The organism is Janthinobacterium sp. 78 (assembly GCF_003096775.1).
GTDB lineage: Bacteria > Pseudomonadota > Gammaproteobacteria > Burkholderiales > Burkholderiaceae_D > Janthinobacterium > Janthinobacterium tructae.
In genome coordinates this window covers 3,340,080-3,355,894 of sequence record NZ_QENT01000001.1, presented here as the reverse complement: position 1 = coordinate 3,355,894, position 15,815 = coordinate 3,340,080, and the positions used below count along the sequence as shown (strand labels likewise).

The window sequence follows — 15,815 nt, the reverse complement described above, 5'->3', positions numbered from 1 at the left end:
CACTGGACGCAGACAAACATGCACATTCATCCACTGGCGCCCGGCCGGTGTTTCAGGGGCCGGGCATGACCATCATCCTGCTGCTCGGCTTTACAGTCGGCATCATCCTGGCACTCACCGGTGCGGGCGGAGGCATCCTTGCCGTGCCCTTGCTGGTCTTTGGCGCGGGCCTGAGCATGGCGCAGGCGGGTCCGATCGGCTTGCTGGCGGTCGGCCTTGCGGCTGCCCTCGGTGCGGTGATGGGTCTGAAAACCGGGACGGTGCGCTACAAGGCGGCGATGCTTATCGCCGGCGCGGGCATCATCTGCTCCCCTCTTGGCTTGTGGCTGGCGCAGCGCAGTCCGAATCGGCCGCTGGCGATCCTGTTTTCCCTCGTGTTGCTTTACGTGGCGCTGCGCGTCTACCAGCGCGCCACTTCCGGCGCTGCCGATACTGCGGCGTCCGGCGAACGCGCGCCTCCCTGCCAGCTCGACGCCACGCGTGGAAAATTGCGTTGGACGGCCCCTTGCGCCAGGGCGCTGGCCCTGGCGGGCGTGGTCGCGGGAATCCTGTCCGGTTTGCTGGGTGTCGGCGGTGGCTTCGTGATGGTTCCCGCATTGCAACGTTACACGGATTTGACCACGCAATCGATCGTCGCGACCTCGCTTGCCGTCATTGCGCTGGTATCGCTGTCAGGCGTCATCGCCAGTACCGCCACCGGTCACTTGCAATGGAGCATTGCGCTGCCTTTCGCTATCGGTTCCCTGGCCGGCATGGCCGGTGGCCGTCTGGTTGCCTCCAGGCTGCCGGCGCAGCATCTGCAGAAAGCGTTTGCGATGGTTTCCGCCCTGGCCGCGCTGGCGCTGTTTATCAAGGCTATCTGATGGCGCCCATCAGAATACCTGGTATGGCCCGGAAACAAGCGCAGCGGCGCATTCTGCCGCATGTTTCTGCAAATAATTGATCTCACGATGGTGGACCCGCAAATACCGGGATTTGTCATCGCGCGATGCCGTTCGGGTAAGTATGATGTCAGCATGAACTGCCATGCTCAGGTGGTTATCAAGGAGAGCAAGCGATGTTCCTAGCGCGTACATGCATGGCGCTGTCTGCCCTGGTTTTCAGCAATGCGGTCCATGCGGATGTCCACTGCACGGATCCGATTGCCGACTGGAAACCTCGCGAGCAATTGCAGCGGGAAGCCGAACAGCGCGGCTGGACTGTCCAGCGCATCAAGATCGATGATGGCTGCTACGAGCTCAGAGCCATTGATCGCAACGGCAACAAAGTCAAGGCCAAATACTCCCCGGCGTCGCTGCGCATGCGCAGCATGGCGGTGGATTTCGGCAACAACGGCGACGCCGCCGACTACCTCGGCCCTGTACCGCAGGCTCCCGTCAGGCGGCCTGCAGGTACGACATCCCAAGGGGAAAAGCAATGAAAAACATCACAGCCTGCGCCTGCCTTGCAGGTGTATTGGCGTTGCCCGGTCTCGTCCAGGCACGCCCGGTCACACTCACCGCGCAACTGAAGAACTACGCCGGCAACGGCGCGTACCTGGCGGTATATGTCACGGATGCCGCCGGCAAGTACAAGAAAACGTTGTGGGTAGCCGGAAAGAAGACCAAGTATTACAAGCACCTGAGCGACTGGGCACGCGGCAGCGGCCTGAACGCGCGCGAATTTGACGGGATCAGCGGAGCGAGCGTCGGCAGCGGCAAGACCCTCAAGGTGACGGTCGAACTGGCCGATACCCTGATTGATGCAGGTTACGAGATCCGTGTTGACAGCGCGGCAGAGGACGGGCGCGACAATCCGGCCGACGTGCGCACGCCACTGAGCAAACAGGGCGCAGGCAAACCCGTCGGTGGACGCGGCTACGTCAAGTCCTTCATTTACGACATGTAGCCACCGCCGCATGTTACGACAGATACATTCGCTCGCTGGCCTGATCAGCGCACTGCTGGTCATGCTCATCGGTTTGACGGGCGCCGTGCTGTCGATCAACCCCGCGCTCGAGCGGCTGGCGACCAACGTGCCGGCGGGCGTCAGCGTTGCCGAACTCGCGGGCCGGGTGGCGCGCCACTATCCGGGCGCCGAGCAGATCCAGCGCACGGCCTCGGGAACCATCATCGTCTACTACAGCGCCGGCGACGTCTCGGGCGTCGACCGGGTCGACCCGTCCAGCGGCATGGCGATCGCGCCCTATGCACCGCCGGCATACGCGCGCTGGTTCAAGGAGTTGCACAGGTCATTATTCCTCGACACGCCAGGCAGCGCCGCTGTCGGCGTCACCGCCCTGCTGATGCTGCTGGTCTCAATCTCCGGGATTTTTCTGCTGCTCAAGCGGGTGGGCGGCTGGCGCCAGCTGGCACGTCCACTGCATGGCAACCGCAGCCAGCGCTGGCACGCCGCGGTGGCCCGTTTTGCTGTCGCCGGCCTGCTGTTGTCCGCAGTGACCGGCAGCTACATGTCGGCGGCGACCTTCAGCTTCATTTCCGATGGCAGCCAGGACGAACCCGATATCCCCGCCACCACGTCCGGCGGCACCCCGCTGCCCGCTGCCCGCCTGCCAGCCTTGCTGGCCACCAGTCTGGCCGATCTGCGCGAACTGTCCTTTCCGCTTGCCGGTGACAGCAGCGCCGTCTATACCTTGCGCACGCGGCAAGGCGACGCCTATGTCGACCAGTCCAGCGGCGCGCTGCTGGCCTTCCGCGCGCACAGCAATGTCCGGGAAGCCTTTGAACTGATCTACCAGTTGCATACGGGCGAAGGCCTGTGGTGGCTGGGCCTGGCACTGGGCCTGAGTGCGCTCGGCGCGCCCTGGCTGGCGGTGACGGGCATCGCCGTATGGTGGCAGCGGCAGCGGGCCAAACCGCGCATCGCCAACAACTCGGCTCCGGGTTCGGCCGACAGCGTGATCCTGGTGGGGAGCGAAAACAACAGTACCTGGGGCTTTGCCCGCGCGCTGCACGATGCCTTGCGACAGGCCGGACAACGCGTGCACACGGCGCCGATGAACCAGTTCTCGTCGCGCCACAACGCCGCGCGCCAGTTGTTCATCCTGACGGCGACGTATGGCGATGGCGATGCCCCCGCCTGCGCCACGCACTTTCTGGCCAATTTGGCCGGTGTTGCCCCCAACCAGGCGGCAAGTTACGCTGTACTCGGTTTCGGCGACCGCCAGTTTCCCACGTTCTGCCAGTTCGCGCACGAGGTCGACGCGGCGATGGCGGCGCGCGGATGGCGCCGGTCGCTGGAACTGGCCCTGATCGACCGCCAGTCGCCGCAGGAATTCGCGCGCTGGGGGAGCCAGGTCGGCGCGCTGCTGGGCCATGAGCTCGTACTCGACTATGCCCCGGCACATCCGCACACGCATGCGCTGCAGTTGCGCGAGCGCATCGCCTACGGCGAGGAGGAGCACGATCCCACCGTGGTGCTGCGCTTTATAGCCGCCCCGCCGCCGGCTCCCGCCGGTTGGCTGAAAAGCCGGCTTGCGCGCCATCGGCTGCCCCGCTTCGAGGCCGGCGACCTCGCAGGCGTCATGGCGCCCGGCAGTTCCATGCCGCGCTTCTATTCGCTGGCGAGCGGATCGGCTGACGGCGTGCTGGAAATTTGCGTGCGCAAGCAGCCCGGGGGCGTGTGTTCAAGCTACCTGTACCACTTGCTGCCGGGGGACCGCATCGAAGCCTTTATCCAGCCCAATCCGCAATTTCGTCCGGCCCTGGGCAAGGCACCCGTCATCCTGATCGGTGCCGGCACCGGGATCGGGCCACTGGCCGGTTTCATCCGCAACAATACGGGCCAGCATCCGATGTACCTGTACTGGGGCGGGCGCCATCCCGACTCCGATTTTCTGTATGAGCCCGAACTGCGCAACTATCTGGCCGACCGCCGGCTGACGCAGCTGCACACAGCCTTCTCAAGAGTCACGAATGGCGTCCACGTGCAGACCCGGCTGATGGAGGATGCCGACAATATGCGCCGCCTGATCGCCGACGATGGCCAGGTGCTCGTCTGCGGCAGCCGCGCCATGGCCGCCAGCGTGAGGCAGGCCATGGACCAGATACTCGCACCACTCAAGCTCGATGTAGCGGCGCTGAGGGAAAAAGGAAGGTATCGTGAAGACGTCTTCTGAACCCGCGCTGCGGCGCTACAGCCTGAATGGCGAAACCATGGGCAGCCGCTATACGGCCGTATTCTATGCGGCCGGACAACCTGACCTGGCCGCCATCGGCGCCAGCCTGTTTGCCGCCGTCGACAGGGTCGACCGGCAGATGTCGACCTGGAATGCCGCCTCGGACCTGTGCCGCCTGAACGCGGCGCCGGAAAACACCTGGCTTCCTGTACCGCGGGAGCTGGCGCAGGTGCTCGCTGCGGGGCTGCTGGTCAGCCGCGAATCGGGCGGCGCCTTCGACATGGCGGTTGGCCAGCTGGTGGAGGACTGGGGATTCGGGCCGTCGCAATGCGCGCCATCGCCGCAGATCGCGGCCCGGCATGGCAAAACGTACTGCCCCGCAGCCGCGGCATTGGACGTGGATCTGGCAGCTGCGCAGGTGCGCAAGCGCGCGCCGCTGACGCTCGACCTGTCGGGCATCGCCAAGGGGTTTGGCGTCGACCAGCTGGCGCATTGCCTCGATGGCTGGTCCATCGCCAGCTACCTGGTCGGCATCGACGGCGAAATGCGCGCGCGCTCGACCAGACCCGATGGCCAGGCCTGGAGCGTGGCGATAGAAAAGCCGACACATGGCATGCGTGAAATCGGTGGCGTGATGGAACTGCACGACGTGGCCATCGCCACCTCGGGCGACTATCGCCGCTGGGTCGAGATCGACGGCACGCGCCATGCGCACACCATGCATCCGGCCTTGCAGCAACCGGTAGCGAACCGCCTCGCCGCCGTGAGCGTGCTGGCCCCCAGTTGCATGCTGGCCGACGCCTGGGCCACGGCGTTCATGGTCCTGGGCGAGGTGGACGGTGTCGCGCTGGCCAGGAAACGCGGCATGGACGTGCTGTTCGTCCTGCGTCACGGCGCCTTGCTCGAAGAAATTCTGCTCATCGACGGCAAGATGGTCTGATCTGCATGGCCGTGCATCACTGCGCGGCCGCGCGGCGCGGCCATCGCCATGCCGATAGCCCCCACTTGACGCACTCGAACCAGATGATGCCGAGCACGGCGACGAATGCGCACTGCATCAGCAGCGCCATGTCCGGCAGCGCGAAAGCAAACAATTCGCGGATGGGCGCCACGCCCAGCACCAGCAACAGCAACAGCGAGGCCACCAGGCTGATCCAGGCGAACGCCCGGTTCGACTTGATCCCCCTCCTCCATGACGGCTGGGTCCATTGGCGGTTGACATAGATCAGTCCCAGGTTCGACAGCACGAGACTGAGGAAGGTCGTCGTGCGCGCCACTTCGTCGGAATGGCCGGCCCAGCGCACCAGCACGTGGAAGCCGACCAGCATGGCCAACAGCCCTGCCCCCTGCAGCAAGCCACGCAGCAGTATTTCACGGTCGAACAGATGCATGTCCGGCCTCCTGGGTTTGCTCGTCATGGCATCGGCTTCGATCGGCTCGGCCTCGAACACGATCGAGCAGGCGGGGTCGATCACCATTTGCAAAAACAGTATGTGCACGGGCATCAGGAGCATGGGCCAGCCCAGCAGCACGGGCAGGATGGACAGGCCAACGATGGGTACATGCACGGCGACGATGAAGACGATGGCCTTGCGCAGATTGGCAAACAGGCGTCGGCCATGTTGCACCGCCAGCAATAGCGAAGAAAAATCATCCTTGAGCAATACCAGCGCTGCCGCCTCGCGCGCGACGTCGGTGCCACGGGCACCCATGGCCACGCCGATGTTGGCCGCCTTCAATGCAGGCGCGTCGTTGACGCCGTCGCCGGTCATGGCGACGATATCGCCACGGCTGCGAAAAGCTTGTACCAGGCGCAACTTCTGTTCCGGCGCGATACGGCAAAAGACGTCAGTATCGGCCAGGCGCGCCTGCAGTGCCGTGTCGTCCAGCGCGGCCAGGTCCATGCCGGACATCACACCGCTGGCCACGCCGGCGATACCGGCCTGCCGCGCGATCGCCAGTGCCGTGGCGGGATGGTCGCCCGTGATCATCACCACGCGGATGCCCGCCGCGTGACATTGCGCCACCGCATCGGGCACTTCCGGGCGTACCGGGTCGTGCAAGCCAAGCAGGCCCAGGAATTCGAAATCAAAGACATGCTGGTTGTCAGGCAGGGGCGGCGCGGCAAACGTGGCGCGGGCGACGCCGATCACGCGCAAACCATCGTTCGCCATGGCCTGCACCTGGGCCGCGATGGCGGCGGCACGCTCGGGCGCCAGATGGCACAGATCGATGATGGCCTCGGGCGCACCCTTCGCCGCCACCAGGAACTCGGACTGGTCCGGCGATTGCCACACCCGCGACATGGCCAGCATTTGCCGCGACAGCGGATAATCGTCGATCAGCTGCCAGTCGGCATGCAGGTGCTCCGTATTGGCCAGCAAGCGGGCGCCGGTCTGGCCGATGGCCGACTCCATCGGATCAAACGCCCTACGATGGCTTGCCAGGACGGCATATTCGAGCAAGCCGTGCAGCTCTTCCTGCAAGGCAGCGGCGGGATTGCCCTGACAATCATGGGTGCAAGTTTCCGAGCAGAGCCGGGCCACGTCCATGCGGTTGGCCGTCAGCGTACCCGTCTTGTCGACGCACAGCACCGTCGTCGCACCGAGCAATTCGATTGCCGGTATGCTGCGCGCCAGGATGCTTTCGCGCCCCAGGCGCCAGGCGCCCAAACCCAGGAAAAGCGTCAGTATCACCGGCAATTCTTCAGGCAGGATCGCCATGGCCAGCGTGAGACCTGCCAGCAGGCCTTGCAAGGCGTCGCCGCGCAGCCACCAATACGCCAATGCCAGGCCGGCGGCGAGACACAAGCCGCCGATGGCGACATGCCTGACGACGCGCCGCGTTTCCGATTGAATCGGCGTCAGCTCGCTCCCCATGGTGGCCAGCGAGGCGCCGATGCGGCCAAGCGCGCTGTGCGGGCCGGTGGCGACCACCAGACCGCTGGCCGTGCCTTGCGTGATCAGGGTGCCGGAATACACGAGACTGTCCGGACTGCCGCCGGCATCGGAGGCGCCATGCTTGATGACCGGCACGGACTCACCCGTGAGCATGGACTCGTCGGCCGCCAAATTCGATGCGTTGAGCAGTTCCATATCGGCGGGCACGCGGTCGCCCTCGGCCAGCAGCACCAGGTCGCCCAGCACCAGGTCCCTGCCAGCGATGCGCTGCTGTTTCCCGTCGCGTATCACCAGGGCGCGCGGACAGGACAGGTCGCTTAGGGCGTTCAGCGAGCGTTCCGTGCGCCTGCGCTGAAAAAAAGTGATGCCCATGACGATGCAGACAAAGCCCAGCAGCATCAGCGCTTCATTGCGGTCGCCCAGCAGCATGTAGATGACGCCGCAGGCGACCAGCAGCAAGAACATCGGTTCGGAAACGACATCGAGCAGCAGGCGCCCGGCACTCAAGGGACGCGAGGCGGGCAAGGCATTCGGCCCGTTTTCCAGCAAGCGCTGCGCGGCCTGCGCGGCTGTCAGCCCTTCACTACCCTGCGGCTCCGACATGGCATTCATCCTTTTCCTGAGAGGCAGCGTGTAGTGGTTAAGCAGGTCCTGGTCGTGATTGCGGCATCAGGGTTTGGGCGCGGGCGACCATGCAGGCCGCACTTGCGTCAGCGAATCGACGATGACCATATACTGCCCCGGCCATGCAATGATATCGCGATCCGCTTTGAGCACCCACAAATGGCGGCCGTCCTTGACGGCTTGTTCATAGACTGCATCGAGCAAACCGTGTGAGTCGAGAAACACATTCAATGTGGCTGGAATGCGGATGCAGCCCTCGGAAGCAACATTGCCCAAGCGAGCTTCCAGCACATCCGGATCGGTGGCGTGCATTTGCAAGCGCATCTGGCTGACGGCGCCCGTGCCCCAGCCGCGCTGTGCCTGTTGCCAACCGAAATCGAAGACGCGCATGCCGCGCCGCCCATAACCACGAATGTGATTGTCGTTGAGCGTGCCTTCGGAACGAAAGTCGGGATTTTCCAAGGTATGTGGAAACACCCCCAACGGCGTCAAGAAATGATTATAGCTTCCCACCTTGCCCGTCGAGACGGCCGTGGCGCCGATGAACGACCATGCATCTTGCTCTGTATGCAAGATCACAAAGGCGGCCTGTACTTGCGGGCTGCGGTCCACCAGCAGCACAGTCTGTGCTGACGTATCGGTGACATTGGCATCGGCCAACGCTTGTTTCAACAGCGCCACATAGCGCGCCTGGTCGGCCGTTGGCACCTCCAGCCGATGATCGACTTCGCGCGCAAATTGCGCGCGCCACGCGTCGGCGCCCGGATCGGGCGGCGCCGCGACCACCGCCAGCGGCCAGAGCGCTACGCCCAGACACAACATCAACACAGACTTATCAATTTTCATACAAATCATTTGTTTCCTTAATAAAACAATCTATCCAGCCCTTGCTGGTCCCCCGCCGCCACAAACCACTCCACCTGCCAGCGCTGCGTGCGCAGGGCCTGGGCAGATTCTGGCAGGCACCACGGCGGATACACGCGCAGCGCGCGCTTGCCGCCGCTGCCCGCGCGCGACATCACGCCGCGTTCGAGCAGCACGCTGCGCGGAAAAATGAAAAAGCCGTGCCGCGCGCCGTCGTCGGTCACGGCGACAATGACGATATCGACGGGGTCCGCTTCATCGAGCGGGGCGATCTCGGCATCGGGATGGGGACGCTTCCAGACGGTGACGAACTGGCCGGTTTTCGTCGGCGTGGTTTTGGCCACGCGCAAGACCAGCCGCTTGCCGTGCAGTTCGGCACGGCAGGCGCCGTAGTCCGCGCTTTCCTCTTCCGGCACGGGCGCTTGCGGCAAGCCCAGGAAGGCCCATGGACCGGCCTTCATTGCGCGCTGAACTCGGCCGCGGCCTTGGCCGCCCACAGCGCCTCGGCGTGGCTGGCGAACGGGCTGTCATAGCCGTCGACCTTGCCGTCTTCGTCGACAAAATACAGCCACCAGCCATCGCCCTGCTCGCGGATGGCGGTCTGGCCCGGCGCGCAGTGGGTTTCGACGGACTGGCCGGCGGCCAGGGTGGCGATGCTGATGCCGCGGTGAATAATATGCTCGGGAGTCATAGAAAAATACGTCATGCGAAAAAATCAATGGTTGTAGTGTAGCCTTGCCGGCCTATCCTGACCAGTGCGCTACACTGCTGTTTCAAACGGAGGACAACATGGCATCACAGCAAGGCACGGTGGATTTTTTGCTCGATCAGCTGGCGGGCGCTGGCAGCATCAACGCGAAAAAAATGTTTGGCGAATATGGCCTGTATTGCGACGGCAAGATGTTCGCCATCGTCGCCGACGACCAGCTGTTCATCAAGCCGACGGACGCGGGCCGCGCCTGGATCAGTACGATGAGCACGCCGCTGGAGGCGCCGCCCTATCCGCAAGCCAAGCCGTATTTCCTCATCGATGGCGGCCTGTGGGACGAGCGCGACTGGTTGTCCCAGCTGGCGCGGCGCACGGCGGATGCCTTGCCTCTGCCGAAACCGAAGCCGCCGCCCAAGCCCAGAAAACCGGCGTCAGCCAGCTAATACGCTGTTTTCACACGCCTTGCCCTGCAGGAAGCATTGCAGGTTGTGATAGGTGATGGCGGCGATTTCGCGCAGCGCTTCTATGGTGAAGAAGCCCTGATGGCCCGTCACGAGCACGTTCGGGAAGGTCATCAGGCGCTGGAAGATGTCGTCGTCGATGATGTCGGACGAGCGGTCCTGGAAGAACAGATTGCTTTCCTGCTCGTACACGTCGATGGCCAGGGAACCCAGCTGGCGCGATTTGAGCGCTTCGATGACGGCGCCCGTGTCGATCAGGCCGCCGCGCGAGGTGTTGACCAGCATGGCGCCCTTCTTCATCAGCGGCAAGGTCGCTTCGCTGATCATGTGGCGCGTGCTCTCCATCAGGGGGCAATGCAGGGAGACGATGTCGGACTCGGCCAGCAGCTGCGGCAGCTCCACCATCGTGCCCAGCTCTCCGAACGCGGGCGCAGGATACGGGTCGTGGCCCAGCACCGTGCAGCCAAAACCCTTGAAGATGCGCGCCGTGGCCAGGCCGATCTTGCCCGTGCCGACGATGCCCACCGTCTTGCCGTGCAAGGTAGAGCCCAGCAAGCCATCGAGCGAAAAATTGCCTTCGCGCACGCGGGCATACGCGCGGTGCGTGTGGCGGTTCAGCGTCTGCACCAGGGCCAGCGTGTATTCGGCCACGGCTTCCGGCGAGTAGGCAGGCACGCGGGCGACAAAAAAGCCCAGGCGCCTGGCCGCTTCCAGGTCGAGGTTGTTGTAGCCGGCGCAGCGCAGCAGGATGGCGCGCACGCCATAGCCGTGCAGGGCTTCCAGCACGGGCGCGTCGAGCACGTCGTTGACGAACACGCAGACAGCCTCGGCGCCTTGCGCCAGGATCGCGGTTTCCTGGCTCAGCAAGGCGCTGTGGTAGACCAGTTCGATGCTGTCCGGCTCGGGTTGGGATGGCAAGGCTTCATCGAAGAAACGGCGGTCGTAGGGCTGGCTGGCAAAGAAGGCGATTTTCATGGTGAGTCCTGGAACTTGCTGAATGGCAAAACAGCATCATAGCGCAAGCGCCCTGCCCCACCCTGTACGCCTGTACGCCTGGCACCGTTGATCGCCTATTTGGCTTCGCGCGGCAAGGTCAGCACGTGGCGCAGATACGCCGTTTCTTCGGCGTGCTGCAGGTGGTAGCGCTCGCGCGCGGCGCGCGTGGCCGCCTGGTGAGCCGCGATGCCGTTTTCCGTCAGCTCGACGCCGAAGTCGGCCGGCGGCTGCTCGGGGCCGCCGAACAGGCGCGCCAGGATGAAGCGGCCCACATTGTCGCGGTAGTGCGATGCTTCCCAGTAATAGCGCATCTCGCGCGCGCCCGTCACTTGCGGGATAGCTTCGCTGGTGATGCTGTTAAAGCCCGAAAAATCCACCAGGCGCACGTCGCAGCCCTGGCGCCGGTAACGCCCGGCCATCCGCGTCAGGTCGCGCTGCCATGCTTCCATGGCATCCCACTTGCCGCGCCAGTACAGGGCGTCGAGGGTGAGCGCATGCGTGGGGTTGATGTACAGGCGCAAGCGCGTGCCGCCCCGGCACAGTTTGCCGACGCTCGCGTCGAAGGCGCGCAGCGCAGGTTCGGTCGGCCCCAGGCCATCGCCGAATTCCTGCAGGCGCGGCGTGAAGGCGCGCGCCGTGCCAGTCCAAGTACGGTTGCGGCTGGTGAGGCAGGACTCGTCGCGCTGGCCGTGCAGCGCCAGGCTGGACAGGCAGACGCCGTCATAGTTGCCGTTGAGGATGCGCCAGGTGTCGCGCGTCATGTCGACAGTCAGGCCGCGCTTGAGATTGAGCAAGGCGCGCCGCGCGAAGAACGCGGGGCCGCCGGCCGTCAAGCCCGGTTCCACGCCGGCCGAGCCCAGTTCCAGCGAGAACGAGGGGGCGTCGATGCCCCACACCATGGTGTCGACATGGCTGACCCTGGCCGCGTGCTCGGCCAGGCGCATGGCTTCGCCGATGGAGGCGCCCGAGACGGCGCTATTGAAGACGCTCTTGCCTTCGAACAAAGTGCGCGCACTGTTCGCCGGCAAGCCCATTTCCGTGCGCGAGTTGCCGATATACACGATGGCGGGCCGATAGCGCGCCACGGCATACGTCTTGCCCCACACGCTGAGTTTTTCCGTCGTCGGGCGCAATCGCTGCAGCAGCGGACTGTCCCACTGGTGCAGCAAGTACGGATCGACGTGATAATTCACGGCCGAAACGAGGGCCAGCGCGGCCAGCACGCAGGCAAGAAAGATGGCGAGGTAGCGGCGGGCGGTGGTGTCCATGGTCAGCATTGGAAGGTGAAAAATGGCGTATTTGTGGGGCTTTGCATCAACGCCGGATCAGCGGTCCGTCCAGCACCCGCTGCGCATAGGCCACCTCGCGCGCATGTTCCACGCGATAGCGCTCGCGCGCGGCGCGCGTGGCCGCCTGGTGGTCGTCGATGTTGGCCTGCGTCAGCTCCACGCCGAAATCGGCCGGCGCCGGCGTGCCGCCACCAAACAGGCGCGCCAGGATCAAGCGGCCCACATTGTCCCGGTAATGCGACACTTCCCAGTAATAATGCATGTCGGGCTTGCCGCTGACGAGCGGGGTCGCTTCCGTCGTGATGCTGTTAAAGCCGGAAAAATCATGCAGCCGCACATCGCAGCCCTGCCCGCGGTGGCGCTCGACGAGCTGCACCAGGCCGCGTTGCCAGGCCTGCATGGCATCCCACTTGCCGCGCCAGTGCAGCGCGTACAAGGTCAGCGCATGCGTGGGGTTGATGTACAGGCGCAGGCGCGTGCCGCTCCGGCACAGCTTGGCTATGCTGGCATCAAACGCTGGTATCGAGGGCGGTGTCGGCCCCAGGCCGTCGCCGAATTCCTGCAGCCGCACGGGAATGGCATCCTTGGTACCGAGCCAGTGCTCGATGCCCTTGAGGGTGCAAGTCTCGTCGCGCTGCCCATACACGGCCAGGTTGGAGCGGCAGGTATCGCCCGCATGGCCTGTCAGGATGCGCACGCTGTCCTGCGTCATGTCCAGGGTCAGGCCGCGCTTCAGGTTGACCAGGGCGCGCTGGACGAAAAAGCCGTGGCGGGCGCCCGTCAGGCTGTCTTCCACGCGCGCCGCGCCCATGTCCAGGGAAAAAGTGGGCGCATCGATGCCCCACACCATGGTCTCGACGCGGCTGACCCTGGCCGCATGCTCGGCCAGGCGGATGGCGTCGCCGATCGAGGCCCCGGACACGGCGCTGTTGAAGATCCTCTTGCCGTCGAACAAGGCACGCACCCTCGTCGGCAAGCCCATTTCCGTGCGCGAATTGCCGATGTAGATGATGGCCGGCCGGTAGCGCGCCACGGCATAGGTCTTGGCCCAGGCGCCGAGCTTTTCGTTCAGCTGGCGCGGACGCTGCAGCAAGGGACTGTCCCACTGGTGCAGCAGGTAGGGATCGACCTGATAGTTCAACAGCGAGACGGCGCCGAGCACCAGGCCGACGCAGGCGAGGAAGCAGACAAGATAGCGGCGGCCGGATGTGTCCATGCTCAGAACTGGAAGTAGAGAAATTCGGTGACCCGGTTCATGCCGAAGATGCAGGCGACGAACAGCGCGGCAAAACCCACGCTCCAGCGGCGCGTGGGGCGCCAGCTGAAGGCCCAGCGCCCTGAAGGTTGAAATATTCTTTCAATGGCAGGCTCGTAGAGAAAGAATATTTCTTGCGTGTTGGGCGCCTTGAACGCCAGCAACATGGCGCCCAGCAGCACGGGCAAGCCCGGCCCCGCCAGTTCGATCCAGCGGATGCCGTCGAAGGCCGGATGCAAGCCCCAGTGCGCCAGACCGGCCGCATGGCTAGCCAGGCCGCGCGGCAGGCTCACGCCATTCGCCCCTATCAGCGCGCCGGTGATGTCCCAGGCCGTGGCCACGTCGGGCGCGCGGAAGAAGATCCAGGCCAGCATCACGGCAAGAAAAGTCAGCAAGGTGGGCCACCAAGCGGGCCACCAGCGCAGCCAGTAGTACCCCGGCGCCGCGCCGAAGAGCCGCTGCCAGGCCTGCTGCAGCACCAGATACAGGCCGTGCAAGCCGCCCCAGATGACAAAGGTCCAGCCGGCGCCATGCCACAAGCCGCCCAGCAGCATGGTCAGCATCAGGTTGCGGTAGCGCATGGCCTCGCCTTGGCGGCTGCCGCCCAGGGGAATATATAGATAGTCGCGCAGGAAACGCGACAAGGTCATGTGCCAGCGGCGCCAGAAATCGGCGATATTGGCCGCCTTGTACGGCGAATTGAAGTTCAGCGGCAATTTCACGCCGAACAGGCGCGACAGGCCGATGGCCATGTCCGAATAGCCGGAAAAGTCGAAATACAGCTGGAAGGTGTAGGCCAGCACGCCGATCCAGCCCTCGATCAGGGTGGGTGTAGCCCCGGCCGCGAAGACGGGCATGGCCAGCGGCGACAGGTTGTCGGCGATCAGCACTTTTTTGGCCAGCCCGATGGTAAAGATCGACAGGCCGATGGCGAAATTGGCGGCGCGCGGGTGGGCGTTGGCCGGGTCGGCGAACTGCGGCATCATGTCGCGGTGATGCAGCACCGGGCCGGCGATCAGGTGCGGAAAGTAACTGACGAACAGCACGTAATGAATGAAGCGGTATTCGCGCACCTCGCCCCGGTAGCAATCGACGAGGAAGGCGATCTGCGTGAAGGTAAAGAACGAGATGCCGATCGGCAGGATGATGTCGAGGCTGGACCACGGCAGGCTGGCAGCGCCAGCACCGGCGGCCACGGCGACTGCGTTGACGCTGTCGATGAAGAAATTCGCATATTTATAGTAGGCAAGCAGCCCCAGGTTCAAGGCCAGGGCCGCCACCAGCGCGCGCTTGCGGGCCGCGCCCGCGCGCGCACCGATCAGGCGGCCGGCGCCGTAATTGACGCAGATCGACGCCAGCAGCAGCGGCAGGTAGCGCACGTCCCACCAGGCATAGAAGAACAGCGAGGCGAGCGCCAGCCACACGGCTGGCGCCAGGCGCCAGCTGGCCGAGGACGTCAATCGGTCCAGCAGAAAATAGCCGGCCAGCACGATGGGCAGATAGCCGAACAGGAAGGCGAAGGAATTAAACAGCATGCTGCCTCCTGGCAGGCAAGGACTGCAGCAGGTAATAACACTCGGCAATCTGCGCCGCCACCCGCTCCCACGTAAAACGTTCCACCAGCGCTTGCACGCGGGCGCGCTCGGGCGGCAACGCCAGCAAGTCGAGGATGGCCTGGCGCTGCGCGGGGCCATCGTCCCAGGCCACCTTGCGCAGCGCGAACGCGGAATCGGGCAAGTCCAGCGCGCTTTGCGCCGTCATGACGACGGGCGTGCCGGCCGCCAGCGCTTCCAGCACGCTCAAGGGAAACACTTCGCCCTGGCTGGGCAGGGCTGCCACGGCCGCCGCATGGTAGGCGCTGGCCAGCAGCGGGTCGGTGTGCTCGAGCGCGCCGAGCCAGCTGACGTGCGGCAAGTCCAGCAACTGCTGCAGATACGCCTGCTGTTCGCGCGGCGCGGCGCCGATCAGCACCAGGGGCAAGCCGGCCCCTGCCAGTGCCTGCGCCAGCCCCAGCTGGTTTTTATATGGTGAAATGCTGCCCGTCATCAGCACGAACGGCCCGGCGATGCCCGTTTCACGCAGGAACAAGTCGCCATTGGCCGTGAAGAAATGCGGATTGATTCCGTTCGGCAAGACGCGGATGGCGTCGGCCCCCATGCCGAAACCTTGCACGATGGCATCGCGCTCAGCCTCGCCCAGGGCGATCACCACGTCGGCCAGCTGCAGGGCGCGCCGCGTTTGCGCATAGCTCGTTTGCACCATCCACTCCGTCAGGCGCCCTGCCAGCCGGTCGGCCAGCCGCGCGCGCCAGGCGCTGGCGCGGCCCCAGCCCGGCGACAGCAGCGGCGACAGCACCACGGGCACGCCTTGCTCGCTGGCCATTTCCATGATGCGGTAAGTGCCATTGCTGGCCGAAAACACGTGCAGCACGTCGAAATCGGCCAGCCGCTGGTGGTTGGCGTCGACCAGCTGCACTTCCAGGGGCCGCGCAGCTTGCTGGGGTAGCCGGTTCAGCGCGGCAATGGTTTCGCGTACCTGGATCTGCAAGCCGCCGTCGCGCTGGAACAGCATCGGGTAGGACAAGATACCGACACGCATGG

The 15,815-nt window shown here is 64.9% G+C and carries 15 protein-coding genes; 6 read left to right on the top strand and 9 right to left on the bottom strand.

Annotation, left to right across the window (positions count from 1 at the left end; translation table 11 throughout):
* The first annotated feature begins 65 nt into the window (after positions 1–65).
* The 5 genes from C8C92_RS14715 to C8C92_RS14695 all read left to right on the top strand — a co-directional run bounded on the left by C8C92_RS14715 (position 66) and on the right by C8C92_RS14695 (position 5,057).
* On the top strand, positions 66–863 hold the full coding sequence (locus tag C8C92_RS14715; RefSeq protein WP_116744372.1) for a sulfite exporter TauE/SafE family protein: 798 nt from the start codon (positions 66–68) through the stop codon (positions 861–863).
* Between the two features lie 215 nt (positions 864–1,078).
* Positions 1,079–1,420: a PepSY domain-containing protein gene (locus C8C92_RS14710; protein ID WP_243420218.1), complete on the top strand. Its 342-nt coding sequence runs from the start codon at positions 1,079–1,081 to the stop codon at positions 1,418–1,420.
* Complete coding sequence (locus C8C92_RS14705) at positions 1,417–1,887, top strand: DUF2271 domain-containing protein (protein ID WP_116744370.1); 471 nt, start codon at positions 1,417–1,419, stop codon at positions 1,885–1,887. The genes C8C92_RS14710 and C8C92_RS14705 overlap by 4 nt, the downstream gene beginning before the upstream one ends.
* Positions 1,888–1,897: 10 nt before the next feature.
* Positions 1,898–4,117: a PepSY domain-containing protein gene (locus C8C92_RS14700; protein WP_116744369.1), complete on the top strand. Its 2,220-nt coding sequence runs from the start codon at positions 1,898–1,900 to the stop codon at positions 4,115–4,117.
* Complete coding sequence (locus tag C8C92_RS14695) at positions 4,101–5,057, top strand: FAD:protein FMN transferase (protein ID WP_243420217.1); 957 nt, start codon at positions 4,101–4,103, stop codon at positions 5,055–5,057. The genes C8C92_RS14700 and C8C92_RS14695 overlap by 17 nt, the downstream gene beginning before the upstream one ends.
* A 16-nt stretch (positions 5,058–5,073) precedes the next feature.
* Here C8C92_RS14695 and C8C92_RS14690 read toward each other — a convergent pair whose 3' ends face one another.
* From C8C92_RS14690 to C8C92_RS14675, 4 genes are read right to left on the bottom strand one after another with little or no spacing between them, the layout of a single operon-like run.
* On the bottom strand, positions 5,074–7,629 hold the full coding sequence (locus C8C92_RS14690; protein WP_165829449.1) for a cation-translocating P-type ATPase: 2,556 nt from the start codon (positions 7,627–7,629) through the stop codon (positions 5,074–5,076).
* A gap of 57 nt (positions 7,630–7,686) precedes the next feature.
* Positions 7,687–8,487, bottom strand: a complete 801-nt coding sequence (locus C8C92_RS14685; RefSeq protein ID WP_133250758.1) for a L,D-transpeptidase — start codon at positions 8,485–8,487, stop codon at positions 7,687–7,689.
* Positions 8,488–8,504: 17 nt separating this feature from the next.
* Positions 8,505–8,966: a MepB family protein gene (locus tag C8C92_RS14680; protein ID WP_116744367.1), complete on the bottom strand. Its 462-nt coding sequence runs from the start codon at positions 8,964–8,966 to the stop codon at positions 8,505–8,507.
* Positions 8,963–9,211 (bottom strand): hypothetical protein, encoded by a 249-nt coding sequence (locus tag C8C92_RS14675; protein WP_243420216.1) that lies wholly within the window; start codon positions 9,209–9,211, stop codon positions 8,963–8,965. The genes C8C92_RS14680 and C8C92_RS14675 overlap by 4 nt, the downstream gene beginning before the upstream one ends.
* Positions 9,212–9,294: 83 nt before the next feature.
* Here C8C92_RS14675 and C8C92_RS14670 point away from each other — a divergent pair, with 83 nt between their 5' ends.
* On the top strand, positions 9,295–9,657 hold the full coding sequence (locus C8C92_RS14670; RefSeq protein WP_116745968.1) for a TfoX/Sxy family protein: 363 nt from the start codon (positions 9,295–9,297) through the stop codon (positions 9,655–9,657).
* Here the strand turns inward: C8C92_RS14670 and C8C92_RS14665 are convergent.
* The 5 genes from C8C92_RS14665 to C8C92_RS14645 form a co-directional block, all read right to left on the bottom strand.
* On the bottom strand, positions 9,646–10,650 hold the full coding sequence (locus C8C92_RS14665) for a 2-hydroxyacid dehydrogenase (RefSeq protein ID WP_116744366.1): 1,005 nt from the start codon (positions 10,648–10,650) through the stop codon (positions 9,646–9,648). The two genes, C8C92_RS14670 and C8C92_RS14665, sit on opposite strands and share 12 nt — an antisense overlap.
* Before the next feature lie 95 nt (positions 10,651–10,745).
* Positions 10,746–11,939, bottom strand: a complete 1,194-nt coding sequence (locus C8C92_RS14660; RefSeq protein WP_099764595.1) for a hypothetical protein — start codon at positions 11,937–11,939, stop codon at positions 10,746–10,748.
* Between the two features lie 46 nt (positions 11,940–11,985).
* Positions 11,986–13,176: a hypothetical protein gene (locus tag C8C92_RS14655; RefSeq protein ID WP_116744365.1), complete on the bottom strand. Its 1,191-nt coding sequence runs from the start codon at positions 13,174–13,176 to the stop codon at positions 11,986–11,988.
* 2 nt (positions 13,177–13,178) lie between these two features.
* Positions 13,179–14,750: an MBOAT family O-acyltransferase gene (locus C8C92_RS14650; protein ID WP_116744364.1), complete on the bottom strand. Its 1,572-nt coding sequence runs from the start codon at positions 14,748–14,750 to the stop codon at positions 13,179–13,181.
* The gene (locus tag C8C92_RS14645) at positions 14,740–15,813 is read right to left on the bottom strand and encodes a glycosyltransferase family 4 protein (RefSeq protein ID WP_243420215.1); all 1,074 of its coding nucleotides are present in this window, start codon (positions 15,811–15,813) and stop codon (positions 14,740–14,742) included. The genes C8C92_RS14650 and C8C92_RS14645 overlap by 11 nt, the downstream gene beginning before the upstream one ends.
* Positions 15,814–15,815: the final 2 nt, after the last annotated feature.